This window comes from Nonomuraea salmonea (genome assembly GCF_042428605.1).
Lineage (GTDB): Bacteria > Actinomycetota > Actinomycetes > Streptosporangiales > Streptosporangiaceae > Nonomuraea > Nonomuraea salmonea.
The window spans coordinates 93274-107177 of the sequence record NZ_JBHMCF010000012.1; the positions used below are offsets into that span (position 1 = coordinate 93274).

The 13904-nt window shown below is 71.2% G+C and carries 11 protein-coding genes; 7 read left to right on the forward strand and 4 right to left on the reverse strand.

Features of this window, described 5'->3' with window-relative positions; genetic code table 11:
* Nucleotides 1–24: 24 nt before the first annotated feature.
* From ACFFR3_RS16910 to ACFFR3_RS16935, 6 genes are all read left to right on the forward strand, one after another.
* Nucleotides 25–801 carry a class I SAM-dependent methyltransferase gene (locus ACFFR3_RS16910; protein ID WP_364371379.1) on the forward strand — a complete coding sequence of 259 codons (777 nt, stop codon included), beginning with the start codon at nucleotides 25–27 and terminating at the stop codon, nucleotides 799–801.
* A 112-nt stretch (nucleotides 802–913) separates the two neighbouring features.
* Nucleotides 914–3103 (forward strand): hypothetical protein, encoded by a 2190-nt coding sequence (locus ACFFR3_RS16915; protein ID WP_379483406.1) that lies wholly within the window; start codon nucleotides 914–916, stop codon nucleotides 3101–3103.
* 4 nt (nucleotides 3104–3107) lie between these two features.
* Nucleotides 3108–4952, forward strand: coding sequence for a UvrD-helicase domain-containing protein (locus tag ACFFR3_RS16920; RefSeq protein WP_345389911.1), 1845 nt, complete (start codon nucleotides 3108–3110; stop codon nucleotides 4950–4952).
* 48 nt (nucleotides 4953–5000) lie between these two features.
* The gene (locus ACFFR3_RS16925) at nucleotides 5001–6845 is read left to right on the forward strand and encodes a sigma factor-like helix-turn-helix DNA-binding protein (RefSeq protein WP_379483407.1); all 1845 of its coding nucleotides are present in this window, start codon (nucleotides 5001–5003) and stop codon (nucleotides 6843–6845) included.
* A gap of 20 nt (nucleotides 6846–6865) precedes the next feature.
* Nucleotides 6866–7630: a nucleotidyl transferase family protein gene (locus ACFFR3_RS16930; protein WP_345389917.1), complete on the forward strand. Its 765-nt coding sequence runs from the start codon at nucleotides 6866–6868 to the stop codon at nucleotides 7628–7630.
* Nucleotides 7631–7738: 108 nt separating this feature from the next.
* Nucleotides 7739–10252, forward strand: a complete 2514-nt coding sequence (locus ACFFR3_RS16935) for a penicillin acylase family protein (RefSeq protein ID WP_364371821.1) — start codon at nucleotides 7739–7741, stop codon at nucleotides 10250–10252.
* 133 nt (nucleotides 10253–10385) lie between these two features.
* On the opposite strand, the gene ACFFR3_RS16940 is transcribed toward ACFFR3_RS16935, so the two are convergent.
* Nucleotides 10386–10811 (reverse strand): hypothetical protein, encoded by a 426-nt coding sequence (locus ACFFR3_RS16940; RefSeq protein ID WP_345389928.1) that lies wholly within the window; start codon nucleotides 10809–10811, stop codon nucleotides 10386–10388.
* A 357-nt stretch (nucleotides 10812–11168) separates the two neighbouring features.
* Between ACFFR3_RS16940 and ACFFR3_RS16945 the strand changes: the two genes are divergently transcribed.
* A complete protein-coding gene (locus tag ACFFR3_RS16945) occupies nucleotides 11169–11927 on the forward strand; it encodes a hypothetical protein (protein WP_345389931.1) in 759 nt (252 codons plus the stop codon).
* A 99-nt stretch (nucleotides 11928–12026) separates the two neighbouring features.
* Here the strand turns inward: ACFFR3_RS16945 and ACFFR3_RS16950 are convergent, their stop codons facing one another.
* From ACFFR3_RS16950 to mshB, 3 genes are read right to left on the reverse strand one after another with little or no spacing between them, the layout of a single operon-like run.
* Complete coding sequence (locus tag ACFFR3_RS16950) at nucleotides 12027–12521, reverse strand: flavin reductase family protein (protein WP_379483408.1); 495 nt, start codon at nucleotides 12519–12521, stop codon at nucleotides 12027–12029.
* Nucleotides 12522–12530: 9 nt separating this feature from the next.
* A complete protein-coding gene (locus ACFFR3_RS16955; RefSeq protein ID WP_345389936.1) occupies nucleotides 12531–12956 on the reverse strand; it encodes a DUF6113 family protein in 426 nt (141 codons plus the stop codon).
* A 10-nt stretch (nucleotides 12957–12966) separates the two neighbouring features.
* Nucleotides 12967–13872 (reverse strand): N-acetyl-1-D-myo-inositol-2-amino-2-deoxy-alpha-D-glucopyranoside deacetylase, encoded by a 906-nt coding sequence (gene mshB / locus ACFFR3_RS16960; protein WP_345389938.1) that lies wholly within the window; start codon nucleotides 13870–13872, stop codon nucleotides 12967–12969.
* Nucleotides 13873–13904: the final 32 nt, after the last annotated feature.

The following is a 13904-nucleotide window of genomic DNA, read 5'->3' on the forward strand; positions in this document are numbered from 1 at the left end:
CTGATCGAATGTGAGCTGATCGTCTTGCGATACGACACACCGAGCTTGGAGCGGTGGAACAGTCGCGCCTACGACAGCAGCTTCGGCTACGTCTCCACGCAGGGCGCGCCACTGGTCGACCTGCTCGATCCGCGGCCCGGCGAGCGCGTGCTCGACCTGGGCTGCGGCACCGGGGTGCTGACCGCCCAGATCGCCTTCAGGGGCGCCGACGTGCTCGGCATCGACGGCTCCCCCGCGATGATCGAGAAGGCGCTGGCGCAGTATCCGGGCATCAACTTCATCATCGGCGACGGGCACGACTTCACCGTCGTGGACAAGTACGACGCGGTCTTCTCCAACGCCGCGCTGCACTGGATGAACCGCGACCCCCGCGCCGTCATCGCCAACGTCCGCGAGGCGCTCACGCCTGGCGGACGTTTCGTCGCGGAGATGGGCGGCGCGGGCAACTGCGCCGAGCTGACCGCCGCGATGCTGACCGCCTGGCGCGAATACGGCCTGCGCGAACCCGAGCTGCCGTGGTACTTTCCCACGCCTGCCGAGTACGCGCACCGCCTCGAGCAAGAGGGGTTCGTCGTCAGGCTGCTGGAATACTTCGACCGGCCCACACCCCTCGACGAGTGCCCCGGCGGCGCCGCCGACTGGGTCCGCACATTCGCCGCGTCGGTGCTCGAAGGGCTTCCCCCCACCATCGTGGAGCCCCTGCTCCGGCGCGTGAACGAACTGGCGGCCCCCGCACTCCGCAGGGAGACTGGCTGGATGGCCGACTACGTGCGTCTACGCTTTGCCGCTGTTCGGCGTTGATGCGTAGAGCATGATGCGTAGGGCTGTTTTGCCGGACTATGGTCTGTTCCGTGGGCGGCGAGATTATGGCTGCACCGCTGCGGCGGCGTGAGGGGCTGGTGAACGGAACGGGATGAACTTCTGCCTGAGCGACCTCGTACCACCGTTGAGGTGGAGCGACGCGTCGACGATCACGCTACTCACCGGGCAGCCGGATCTGCCGGACGCGTGGTGGCGCAGCCTGCCCATGCCGCGCGTCCTCACGGCGATCGGCCCCGAGTCGCTGGGCGAGCTGCTGACGGAGATCGCCCTGGAGCACTGGCCCGCCGCGGCCATCGGTGACGTCCTGCCCGCGCTGCACGTGCTGGACCCCGAGGAGGCCGACGAGCCCGCCGTCGCCATCGCGCTCGACCGGGCCGGCTCGTGGGCCGGGCTGCTGGCGCTGACCAGCCGCGAGCTGGTCGACCAGCCGTTCATCCAGGCGCGGCCGGTGCTCAACACGCTGTTCTCCGCCGTCCTGGTACGCCTCGCACCCGCCAGGCCCGTCCCCGACGAGGCCGGTGAGCCCGCGGCTGCGGCGTCCGTACCGGCCGTGGCGCCGCTCCCCGTGCCGGACGTCGAGTCCCCCGCTCCTGAGGCCGCTGAGGGCGCCGAGCGGGTCCTGGACGCCGACGACGAGCCGGTCATCGACGCGGCCCCCGAGCCGGAGCCTGAGCCGGTGCTGGACGCCGCCGACGAGCCCGCCCCGGAGCCGGCCGCCGAAGAGGCGGAGGCCCGCGAGGACGCGCTGCAGGAGGCTCGCGCGGAGAGCCCCGCCGAGGAGCCGGCCCCCGACGCCGAGGTCCCTCACGCCGAGGTCCCCGACGCCGAGGCGGCGCACGTCGGCGATGAGCCTTCCGACGCCGACGAGGCTGCCGACGCCGAGGCGGTGCACGCGGCCGAGGCGGTCGCCGAGGAGGAGCCCGAGCTCGGCGCCGAGCCCGCCCCCGAGGCCGGCGCCGTCGCCGAGGCCCCCGACGCTGAGGCGGCCCACCAGGCGGAGGCCCTCCCCGAGCACGAGGAGACGGACGGCGAGCCGGAGGTTCCGTCCGGCGTCGAGCCCGGGTCCGAGGCAGCGGCCGCGGGACATGCGGGCTACGAGTTCACCCCCGAGGACGAGCACGGGGACGAGCACGACGAGGACGAGCAGGGGGACGGGCAGGGCCAGGTAGGCGGGCAGGAGCTGCCGCAGCTCATCGAGGCCGCGTTCGCCGGTCTCGACGACAAGAGCTGGGCGGTGGCCCAGAACCGGGTGTTCACCGACGAGCCGTCCGCGGTGGACCAGCTCGCCAAGCTCTTCGCCGTCCCCCCTGCCGAGATCGTCTCCACGGAGATGGAGCTGCGCGCCCGGCTGGACCGGTGGCTGGCCAGCGACGAGGCGGCCCCGTACCGGGCGCATCTGGACGAGCTGGTCAGGACGCTGGGCCCGGACGCCCCCAAGGAGCAGGTGGTCGGCGCGGCCGACTGGCACCGGGTGGAGATCCAGGCGCTGGAGGTCCCGGCGTGGCAGGTGGTGCTGACCACGCTGGCGCCCCCGCCACCGCCGCCCCCGCCGGTGCCTGAGCCTCCGGCGGAGCCGCTGCCGAGGCGGAAGGGGCCGCGCCAGCAGCAGCCGTACCCGCAGCCGCCGGTGGAGCTGGTGCAGTCGGCGTTCGGCCCGGTGCACATGACGCCGGCGCCGCCGCCGGGGCCGCCGCAGTTCCAGGCGTTCACCCCGGTGGCTCAGCCGGCGAGCGAGGCGAACGGCGGCGAGGCGGACAAGCCGTACCAGCCGCTGAAGGACGTCTCGCAGACGCGGCGCTGCTTCCGTCAGCCGGACGGCCGCTGGTGGCTCCGCATCGACGTGACGGCCGAGCAGATGGCCGGGGGCGAGTGCGCGCTGCCGACCGGGTTCGCCTCCTACCTGGGGCTGTCGCCGGGCGAGAGCAGGACGGTCAGGAGCGCGGCCGGCGAGCTGGCGATGACCTGGCACGGCCGGCCCGTGCTGGAGTCGATCGAGCGGCTGCTGGTGGACGTGGGAGCCCGCGAGGGCGGGCACCTGTTCCTGACGCTGTCGGACGAGGGCGTGCTGCGGGCCAGGCATCTGCCGGTGGCCGCCCAGGGAGCTGAGAAGATCACGAAGGCGCTCCGGCTGGTCGGGTACACGGCCCCTGGAGGCACCAAGGAGCAGGCTGCCAGGGTGATCGCCACCCGCATCGGCATGCCGGGCCCCGTCGCTCTGCCCGACCTGCTCGACAGGCTCCGCGAGCGCGGGGACCGCGACCTGCTCGAACTGCTGGACTGAGCCGGTGCCGCGGCTCGCGATCGGCCCTGAGTTTCCCAGGGAGCTCAGCGCACTGGCCCAGCCGGTGCGCAGGGACGCCGTGGTCGCGCTGCGCCGGTTCCTGCTGAACGTGTCGGGCGCGCCGCATCCCGAGCGGGTGCGGGGCGCCAGGGACCCGAGGGTTGCCACCCTGCGCCTGGCGCCGGGCCATCGCGGGGTGGTGGTGCGGCAGCGGGACGTCTACTGGCTGCGTACGGTCCTGCCCGACCCCGATGCCTGGTCGTACGCCCGCCGCCACCGCTACGGCGTCAACCCGGTGATCGGCGTCGTCGAGGAGTGGGACGCCGAGGCCCTGGAGCGGGTGGAGCCCGCGTTACGCCGCTCGGTGCGGCCGTCGCGGCTGTTCGACGCGATCTGCGACGGCGACCTGCTGGGCCTGGGCCTGGACGGGGTCGCGCTGCCACTGTTCCGGCTGATCACCACCGAGGCGGACGTGGCCGCGCTCGAGCCGTTGCTGCCGCCCACCCAGTACGCCCCGCTGGCGGTGCTGGCCAGGGGCGGCACCATGGCCGAGGCGTGGCGCGAGCTGGACGCCTGGCGGGCCTCGGCCGACGACGCGGGCCCGATCGACACCGACGACCTGTACGCGGCCCTGCGGCGCAGCCCTGACCGGGCGGCGTTCGTGCCCGACAAGGTGGCGCTCGACCGGGTGCTCGCGTCGCCCGAGTGGTGCACGTTCCTGCGTCCCGCGCAGCACCGGCTGGCGAAGGCGGCGCGGTACGACCACCCGGTGCTGGTGATCGGCGGCGCGGGCACGGGAAAGACGGTGATCGCCCTGCACAGGGCGGCCCACCTGGCGCTGCGCGGCGCGGGTCCTGTGCTGCTGGTGACGTTCTCGCAGAGCCTGGCCGAGGAGTTGTCGGCCCGGCTGGACCTGCTGATCGAGGACGAGGTGGTGCGCAAGCGGGTCGAGGTGGACAACGCCGAGCGGCTGGCGGTGCGCATCGTGGCCGCCGCGGAGGGACGGCGTCCCGCGCTGGTGGGGCCGGGCGCGCGGTCGCTGGCCCAGCTCACGGACGAGGCGCTGCGGGTGCTGTCGATCGCCACGGGCGATCTCCTGGACGATGTGGATCCGGCGCTCAAGCCGTACCGTCATGTGGTGGTGGACGAGGCGCAGGACGTCAGCCCGGCGCAGTGGCGGCTGCTGCGCGCGGTGGTGCCGCGGGCGCGCGACGACCTGTTCATCGTGGGCGACCCGCACCAGCGGGTGACCGACACGCGGGTGGCGCTCGGCTCCGTCGGCATCCCGGCCGACCAGCACCTGCTCGGGGTCTCCTACCGGCTGCCGCAGGAACTGCTGTCCTTCGTCGTACGGCTGCGCGGCGGCGGCCCCTCCCCCGGTCTCGTCAAGGGCGTGACCGACATGTACGACTACAGCGCGACGCATCACGGCGAGCGCCCGGTCGTCAGGGCGTACGACTCGGAGGAGGCGGAGCTGGCCGGCCTGCGCGCCACGGTCGAGTCGTGGCTGGCCGACGGCGTCTCACCGGCCGAGATCGCCGTCGGAGCCAGGAACCAGCGGCTGGTCCGCGCGGCCAAGGAGACGCTCGACGGGCTGGACGTGCGGGCGCTGACGTTCCAGCATCTGAAGGGGCTTGAGTTCGAGCGGGTGGCGCTGATCGGCGTCGCCGAAGGCATCGTTCCCGAACCGCCCTCACAAGGACCGCCGCAGGACCCGGCGCCCGATCCGTACGCGCGGGCTCGTGCGCTGCAACGCGAACGGAGCATACTGTTCGTCGCCTGCACCCGTGCCCGTTCGATGCTCTATATCTCGCATTCCGGAAGAGGAAGCCCGTTTCTACCCCTCTGATCACATAGTCTGAACTGCGGATATATTCCCATTGCCGGTTGGACCTCAATGAACCTCAGCCTGAGCGACCTCGCTCCACCCCTGCGCTGGACCTCTCCTGGTCAGATCGCGCCGATCGTGGAGGAGCCCCAGCTGCCCGAGGCCTGGTGGCAGGCGATCCCGCTCGATCGCGCGTGCGCCATCGTCGGCACGCAGACCGTGGCGGGCCACCTGGCCGACCTCGCCGTGGCCTGCTGGGGGCATCTCATGCTCGGCGACATCCTGCCCCTGCTGCGTTTCTCCGACCCCGCCGAGGCCGAGCGGTCGCCGGAGACGCTGGGCAAGGACGTGGTGCAGAAGCTGTTCACCGGCGTGTTCGACCGGCTGCTCGAGCCCGTGCCCGAGGCCGTGCCCGCGCCCTCACGTCCGGACAAGCCGCTGCCCGACCTGATCGACGAGCTGTTCGGCGGCCTCGACGACCGGCAGCGGGCGATCGCCCGCGACCGCCTCTACGCCACCCGCAGGGCCACGCTCGACGAGCTGGCCCAGCGGTTCTCGGTCACCCGCGAGCGCATCAGGCAGATCGAGCGCGACCTGCGCGAGCAAGTGGACGCCTGGCTGGCCAAGCCCGAGACCGCCGCCCTGGCCGCCCACGTCGTGTGGCTGCGCGGGCGGCTGGGCTCCGCCGTGCCGGCCGACGACCTCCAGGCGGCCGTGCCGTGGCACGGGGCCGAGCTGCGCTCGCTGGGCATCCCGGCCTGGCGCTTCATCCGTACGCTGCTGACCGGCTACGAGCAGTCCGACGGCTGGCTGGTCGCGGGCGGCGCCGACGACCTGCGGGAGAAGACCCGTCAGCTGTTCGCCGACGGGCCGCGCCCGCTGCCCGAGGCCATCGCCATGGTGGCGCAGCTCGGCGTGCGCGAGGACGTCGCCGAGCGGTGGATCCTCGCGGTGCCGCAGCTGCGGGTGCTCGGCCAGCACGTGGTGCCGTGGCCGCGCAGCATCAATGAGAAGGCCGAGGCGGTGCTCGCGGTGGCCGCCACGCCGCTGTCGCCCGAGGAGATCCAGGAGCGCATCGGCGAGGACTACAGCCTGGTCGGCATCCGCAACCAGCTCACCGCCGACGATCGCTTCCGCCGGGTCGACCGCAACAAGTACGGGCTGACGCGGTGGGGCGGCGACGAATACCTCGGCATCAGGGAGATGATCGCCAGGGAGATCGAGCGGGCCGGCGGCGAGGCGTCGGTGAGCACGATCGTGGCCAACCTGACCTCCCGCTACGACGTCAGCGAGAGCTCGGTGCGCGCCTACTCGGGCGGTCCCGGGTTCGAGCGGACGCAGCGGGGCTGGATCAGGGTGGCCGGCACCGCTCCCGGCGGCGAGTCGGAGCCGTACCAGCCGCGTAAGGACGTCTCGGAGACGCGGCGCAGCTTCCGCTCCCGCGACGGCCGCTGGTGGCACCGGGTGGACATCAACGCCGAGCACCTGCGCGGTTCCGGCTCGCCGCTGCCGACCGGGTTCGCGGCCTACCTGGGGATGGCGCCCGGCGGGCAGCTCACGGCCTCCGCGCCGTCGGGCGACGTGGTGATCAGCTGGCACAACCAGCCCACCATGGGGTCGATCAGGAACGTGCTCGCCGAGTACAAGGCGAGCGAGGGCGACCACGTGTTCCTGACCGTCTCCGACGGCGGCGAGCTGCTGACCCGCTACCTGCCCGCCGCCCCTCCCGGGATGCCGCCCGTCAACAGGGCGCTCTACCTGCTCGGCTACACCGCTCCGGTCAGCTCCGAGCTGGAGGGCCTGCGGCTCATCGGCGCCAGGATCGGGCTGTCCGACATGGCGAGCCGCGAAGAGGTGCTGGCCAGGCTGCGCGAGCGCGGCGACAGGGACATCCTCGGTTTCCTGGGCGCGTGAGGCCGGGCTAAGCTCGGGTGATGGTGCGGATCTACGACACGCGCGCCGGGCAGGTCGAGGAGATCGCCGCCGGGCGGGCGCTGCGGCTGTACACGTGCGGGCTTGAGACCGCTCGCCGGGCACACGTGGGCGATCTGCGCATCTTCCTGGTGTCCGACCTGATCAGGCGGGCGCTGGAGCGGCGCAGGGTGCGGGTCGTGGCGGCCCGCGACGCCGTCCACGACGAAGACGCCTTCCGTGCCGACGCCGCCGCGCTCAACCTGCGGCCGGCGGAGCACGTGCCCGAGGCAGGCGAGCCGATCGAGGAGCTGGGCTCCCGGATCGACCTGTGTGTCGGTGGCGCCGTTCCCCGTGAGGACGTACGCGGCCGTTGGGTGCACGCCGAGGGCGTGCGGTTCGCCGGCGACGCCCCGCTGCTCTCCGACGTGGCCGACGCCGGGCTCGATCCGCTCGCCGTGCGGATGGCGTTCCTGGAGAGCCACTACCGGCAGCCGGTCGAGCTGACGTGGGACACGCTGCGGGCCGCCGACGGCAGGGTGCGGCGGTGGCGGGCCGGGGTGGCCGAGTGGTCGGAGTCGGTCAGCGCGCCCATGGCCACCGCGTACGCCGAACGCGCCGAGTCGGCCTTCGACGACGACCTCGACACGCCCGCCGCCCTGCGGGTGCTGGACGAGCTGGAGGGCGACGCGTCGGTGGCGCCGGGGGCGAAGTTCGAGACGTTCCTGCACCTCGACTCCCTCCTGGGGCTCGACCTGTCGAGCGACATCGGCAAGATCCGGACCTGAGACTCTGACCTGCTGCTTCGTGGGCCCCGGGTCTGAGGAGTGATCGCGAACTGCCAAACTTGATGCCAGTTCGGCATGAAGGAGGTGGCGGTGAGGCCCTTTGCGTGGATGCCGTGGCCCTTGCGGTGGTTCGTTCGGGTGTTGATCGTTCTGCTGGCGCTGGCGGTGGTGCTGGCGGGGGTTCTCGTCTACACGGTGCGCAGGTCGTTCCCGCAAGTGGACGGGTCGTTACGGCTGCCCGGCTTGTCAGGAAGTGTGGAGATTTATCGTGATAAATCAGGAATTCCGCACATCTACGCTGACACCGCCGCCGACCTCTTCATGGCCCAGGGCTTCGTGCACGCCCAGGACCGCTTCTACGAGATGGACTTCCGCCGCCACCTGACCGCCGGCCGCCTGTCGGAGGTCTACGGCGCCGCCACCCTCGACAACGACAAGGCCCTGCGGACCATGGGCTGGCGCCGGGTCGCCGAACAGGAGCTGCCCGAGCTGGCCCAGGAGACCCGCGACTTCCTGGCCGCGTACGCGAAGGGCGTCAACGCCTGGCTGGCCGCCAACCCCAACGCCTCCGACCGCAGCCTGGAGTACTCACTGCTCAAGCTCCAAGGAAGCGGCGGCAAGCCGGAGAAGTGGACCCCCGTCGACTCGCTGGCCTGGCTGAAGGCCATGGCGTGGGACCTGCGCTCCAACATGGAGGACGAGATCGACCGCGCGCTGGCGCTGACCAAGCTGCCCAGGGAGCGAGTCGAGCAGCTCTATCCCGGCTACCCGTTCGACCGGCACGCGCCGATCGTCAACGAGGGCGGCATCCGTCAGGGCCGCTTCGAGCAGCGTCCTCCCCAGCAGGGCCCGCAGCAGCGTCCGCAGCAGCGGACTCGGGCCGCCAGGGCGCTGACGCAGGCCGCGAAGACCCTCTCGGACGTGCCCGAGACGATGAGCGCGGCCGACCGCGCGGGCATCGGGTCGAACTCGTGGGTCGTCTCCGGCGAGTACACCGAGGGCGGCAAGCCGCTGCTCGCCAACGACCCGCACCTCGCGCCGAACATGCCGTCGGTGTGGTACCAGGCCGGTCTGCACTGCAGGAAGGTGAGTGAGGAGTGCCCGTACGACGTGACGGGGTTCACCTTCTCCGGCGTGCCCGGCGTGATCATCGGGCACACGGACAAGATCGCGTGGGGGTTCACGAACCTGGGGCCCGACGTCGCCGACCTCTTCCTTGAGCAGGTGGAGGGGGACGCGTACCTCTACAAGGGGCAGCAGCTGCCGCTGGACGTCCGCGAGGAGAAGATCAAGGTGGCCGGCGGGCCGACGGTCACGCTGACCGTCAGGAGCACCGTGCACGGGCCGCTGATCAACGACGTCATGGCGGGGGCCAAGCCGAGCGGCGAGGCAAACGCGGTGGCGCTGCAGTGGACGGCGCTGACCCCAGGGCGGACGGCCGACGCCGTCTTCGCGCTGAACAGGGCGACGGACTGGGACGAGTTCAAGGCGGCGGCGGCGTTGTTCGAGGTGCCCGCCCAGAACCTGATTTATGCCGACACGTCGGGGAAGATCGGGTATCAGGCACCAGGGCGCATCCCCGTACGTGAGAACGGCGACGGCACCTGGCCCGTGCCCGGCTGGACCGGCGAGTACGACTGGAAGCCCGCCCCCATCCCGTACGACCAGCTCCCCAGCATCGAGAACCCGGCCGACGGCTTCATCGTCACCGCCAACAACGCCGTCATCGACCCCGGCCGCTACCAGCCCCTGCTCACCCAGGACTGGGCCTACGGCTACCGCTCCGAGCGCATCCGCACGCTCATCCGCGACGCGATCAAGAAGGGCCCCATCGACGCGGCCGACATGGCCCGCATCCAGCAGGACACCGCCAACGGCTTCGCCGAGACGCTGGTGCCCGCCCTGGAGCGAGTGGACCTGGCCGGTCCCGCCGTCAAGGCCAGGGAGCTGCTGACGTCATGGGACGGCACGCAGAGCGCCGGCTCGGCGCCCGCCGCGTACTTCAACGCGGTCTGGCGCCACCTGCTGATGCTCACCTTCAACGACGACCTCCCCGAGGGGGCCCGGCCGACCGGCGGCGACCGCTGGTACGAGGTGGTCAGGCGGCTGCTCGACGCGCCCGACGACCCGTACTGGGACGACGTCACCACCAAGGGCTACACCGAGACCCGCGACGACATCCTGCGCCTGGCGATGGCCTCCGCGCACCAGGAGCTCGCCGACCGGCTCGGCGAGGACGTCAAGAAGTGGCGGTGGGGCGATGTGCACACGCTGGAGCTGGTCAACGGCTCGCTCGGCACCTCGGGCATCGAGCCGGTGGAGGCGCTGTTCAACCGGGGGCCGCTGAGCGTCGCCGGTGGCAAGGACGCGGTGAACGCGACCGGTTGGAACGTTCAGAGCGGGTACGAGATCACCGCCGTGCCGTCGATGCGGATGATCGTCGACCTGTCCGACCTGGACAAGTCCCAGTGGATCAACCTCACGGGGGCGTCAGGGCACGCGTACCACGAGAACTACTGGGACCAGGCGGCGGCCTGGGCCCGCGGCGACCTGCAGCCGATGCTCTCCTCGCCGGCCGCCGTGAAGAAGTCCGCCACCCACACGCTCAAGCTGAACCCCTGACCGGGTGGGCGGTGCGAGGCACACGCTTCGCACCGCCCAGCTTGACAGGGCCGGCGCGGACACCTCGTATCGGAATGGCCGAATTTCCACTGAGCTGGCGCTCCAATTAGGCAGGGGCCTTGACAAGGCCCCGTCAACTCGCGCTGCCTTTTCTCCTGCGCCACCACACCGCCGTACGCGGATAACCACCGTCATCGAGCCCGGCCAAGCGCTCGAAAACGTTGTACGACGCCTGATGTCCGCACACCATCACGGACATCAGCATCGACACCAAATAGAGCGGCAACATCGGCAGCCCGACACACCAGGCCCACTGGGTGGCATGCCGTCCTTCGTGCAGGATGAGCCGCTCGCTGAGTGCGTTCCTCCTGGTCAGGACCACGTTTCCGACGGTGAACGCGCCCGCGACCGGGAAACGCCAACGGTAACCGAAGGCCAGGACGAGCCCGTCAGGGCCAGGTTCCCTGGTCGCGCCGCCTATGACGGCTATCAGCAATCCAAGTGGCGTAGAAAGATTCACATAGTTCGCCACTCGCCGGAACCGGAAGCGCCTGTCCATGCGTCTCAGTCTTGACCAAGGTTGACAAGTCGGACCAACGATCCCCGTCCTGAAATCTCCCACAAGAGCAGGATTATGAGATTCTCCATCCTGGGCGCGCTGCTCGGCACCGTCGCACTGGCAGGAGCCGGCGGAGTCGCGATCACCCAGACATCGTCGTCCGAACCCCTACGAGCCACTGACCACTCCTCCCACGCGCGTGTGGCCTTAGCCGCGGACCCCACGACCTCACCACCTCCCTCGGACCCCGCGACGTCGCCACCCGCGTCGCCGCCGCCCGCCGAGACCCCGACCCCGACCCCGACCCCGACTCCGACGGAGAGCCCCACGATCGGGGAGTACACCGCGGAGACATCGGTGGTCAAGAGGAGGGGCGTTTCCTACCTGAACGTCTCGATCACCCATGAGGGCGCGGCCTTCTTCAACGTCAAGCAGCGGGTGTGCAAGCGACGGTCGTGCAAGACGGCCACCGTCGACCTGATCGTGGTCGGCGGCGAGGCCAGCGCCAGGGCGCGGCTGGGCTGGGGCACGTACAAGAAGCGCGGGGACGCCGCCGCCATCGTGGCGCCGCTGCCGACCGTCACCGTACGCGAGACCGTCACGGTGACCGAGCCTGGTCCGACGGTGACCGTCACGTGTCAGCCGTACGTGCCGACCGTCGAACCCACCGTCGACCCTACGGTCGAGCCCACCGAGACCCTCCCGCCGACCGACACGACCGCCCCGTCGGATCCGCCCGCCACGGATCCGCCCGCCACCGAGCCGACACCGACGGAGCCGACACCGACGGAGACCCCGGCGGACCCGCCCACGGACACGCCGACCGACACTCCCACCGACACGCCGACGGACACCCCGACGCCTTCCGTCCCGGTCCTCCCGACCGACACGCCCACCGACGTGCCGACGGACACCCCGACGGACGCGATCCCGACCTGTCCCCCGCCGTCGGAGCCTCCCGCGGACGAGCCGACGGAGGAGCCCACGGACGCCCCGACCTCCACGGAAACCTCGACCGAGACACCGACCGAAACCCCGACTGAGACACCGACCGAGACACCGACTGAGACCACCCCGGCCGACCCGTCCCAGACGGCGACCACTCCGGCTCAGTAACGGATCCGTCCCGGCGCTTCAGCACCGGGACGCCAGCTCACATGACCGGGCCAGGCCAAGCGCCTGGCCCGTCTCATGCCCCGGGCCATGGGAAAGCCGTCACAGGGACTTGTAGCGGCCTTTGTGGTACAGGAGGGGCGCCCCGTCCGAGGGGGTGTCGATGGCCGTGACGCCGCCCACCACGATCGAGTGGTCCCCGCCGTCGTGCACCGCCGTGGTGGCGCACTCCAGCGTGGCGAGGGCGTCGTCGAACAGCGCCACGCCCGACTCGCCCCGGTGATGCGGCCAGGTGGCGAGCTGCCCGTTGAGCGGCCGCCCACGGTGGGCGAAGAAGCGGGAGGCGTCCTCCATGGAAGCCGGCAGCACGGAGACGCCCCACACCCCTGACTCCAGGACGGCGTCGTGGAAGCGCGCGACCTTCTCCGCGCAGAACAGCACGAGCAGGGGGTCGAGGGAGACGGAGGTGAAGGAGTTGATCGTCATCGCGTGATCGACATCGCCGAGCCTGGTCGTCACGATCGCGACTCCGGTGGCGAAGCGGCCGACGACCTTACGGTACGTTGCAGGGTCTACGTGCCGCTCTATGGAATGCACTCAGCTACTTTATGCCTCTACGTCTGGTTCTTTAACGGGGTACCCACGCAAAAGCCACGAACCCCCTCCTGACGAGGGCGAAAGCAGGTAAGCGACGACAAGGCTCACCAAACCGCCGTACAGGTAGACGTAGCCCGCAGTGCCCGCGGCGATCACCAGGTCGCCCGACCCCATCTCCAGCGTGAACGGCATGGTCACCAGCAGCCACCCGAGCGCCGTCACCATGGCCCCGAGCCGCGCGCTCATCATCTTGCCCGCGCCCAGGCACACCCCGAACAACGCCACCACCCAGATCACGGCGGCGAAGGGCACCGGCCCGACCTGCCACTCGGGATGCGTGAACCCGCCCACGACCGCCATGACGACGCCGAGCACGAACAGCATGCCGTAGGCGGCCCCGCCCAGCGCCGACTCGGCCTGGCTGCGATGTTCCATTCGAACGAGGTTAGTGGATGCCCGCGAAGAGATCGTTCTCGCGGGTGTGCGGCTCACCGAGGCCACCGGCGTCGACGGGCGGACCGGGCACCGACGGGCCCGGCACGCCCATGGCCAGCGTGTAGTGCTCAACGCCGAGGACTTCCTGGCCGATGTCGTTCGAGAGCGCGTACCAGGGCGGCCTGACGGTGATCTGGGTGGCGTGGGCGCGCATGGCCTCGATCTTGTTGCCGATCCAGGGGCGCGCGTCGATCTCGGTGGTGACGTCCTCGTCGGCGCAGCCGTACGGCATGTCATCGACGTCCTCGATGAGGAAACCGGTGTCGGCCTCGCGCAGCGCCTCGGTGCCGCGCCGCATGATCGATCTGGGCACGGCCGTGTGGTAGAACTTCGCGATCTGCCACGGCTCGCCCTCGCCGTGGCCGGCCTTCGCCGCCAGCTCGAACGCCCTGCGCGCGACCCGGTGGGCCTGGATGTGATCGGGGTGGCCGTAGAAGCCGTTGTCGTCGTACGTGACCAGGACCTGGGGGCGTACCTCGCGGATGACCTTGACCAGCTCGCCGGCCGCCTCGTCGAGGTCGGCGCGCCAGAACGCCTTCGGGTGGTCGTTGGAGGCGACGCCCATCATGCCCGAGTCGCGCCAGCGGCCCGGCTCGCCCAGGAAGCGGTGGTCCTCCACGCCGAGCGCCTGGCAGGCGGCGGCCAGCTCGCCCACGCGGTAGGGCCCGAGCGCGTCGTCGCGGTCGGCGGCCAGGTGCGCGAGGTCGCCGGGGATGATCTCCCCCTCCTCGCCGAGCGTGCAGGTCACCAGCGTCACGTGGGCGCCCTCGGCGACGTATTTCGCCATGGTGGCGCCGGTGCCGATCGACTCGTCGTCCGGATGGGCGTGCACGAGCAGCAGCCGTCGGTCAGTCATGTCCACGAGCGTAGCAATGGCAGGATTGAGGC

Excerpts from the sequence above, each read along its gene's own strand:
- ACFFR3_RS16915 (WP_379483406.1), top strand. The coding sequence starts at position 914 with ATGAACTTCTGCCTGAGCGACCTCGTACCACCGTTGAGGTGGAGCGAC.
- ACFFR3_RS16925 (WP_379483407.1), top strand. The coding sequence starts at position 5,001 with ATGAACCTCAGCCTGAGCGACCTCGCTCCACCCCTGCGCTGGACCTCT.
- ACFFR3_RS16930 (WP_345389917.1), top strand. The coding sequence starts at position 6,866 with ATGGTGCGGATCTACGACACGCGCGCCGGGCAGGTCGAGGAGATCGCC.
- ACFFR3_RS16935 (WP_364371821.1), top strand. The coding sequence starts at position 7,739 with ATGCCGTGGCCCTTGCGGTGGTTCGTTCGGGTGTTGATCGTTCTGCTG.
- ACFFR3_RS16940 (WP_345389928.1), bottom strand. The coding sequence starts at position 10,811 with ATGGACAGGCGCTTCCGGTTCCGGCGAGTGGCGAACTATGTGAATCTT.
- ACFFR3_RS16955 (WP_345389936.1), bottom strand. The coding sequence starts at position 12,956 with ATGGAACATCGCAGCCAGGCCGAGTCGGCGCTGGGCGGGGCCGCCTAC.
- mshB (WP_345389938.1), bottom strand. The coding sequence starts at position 13,872 with ATGACTGACCGACGGCTGCTGCTCGTGCACGCCCATCCGGACGACGAG.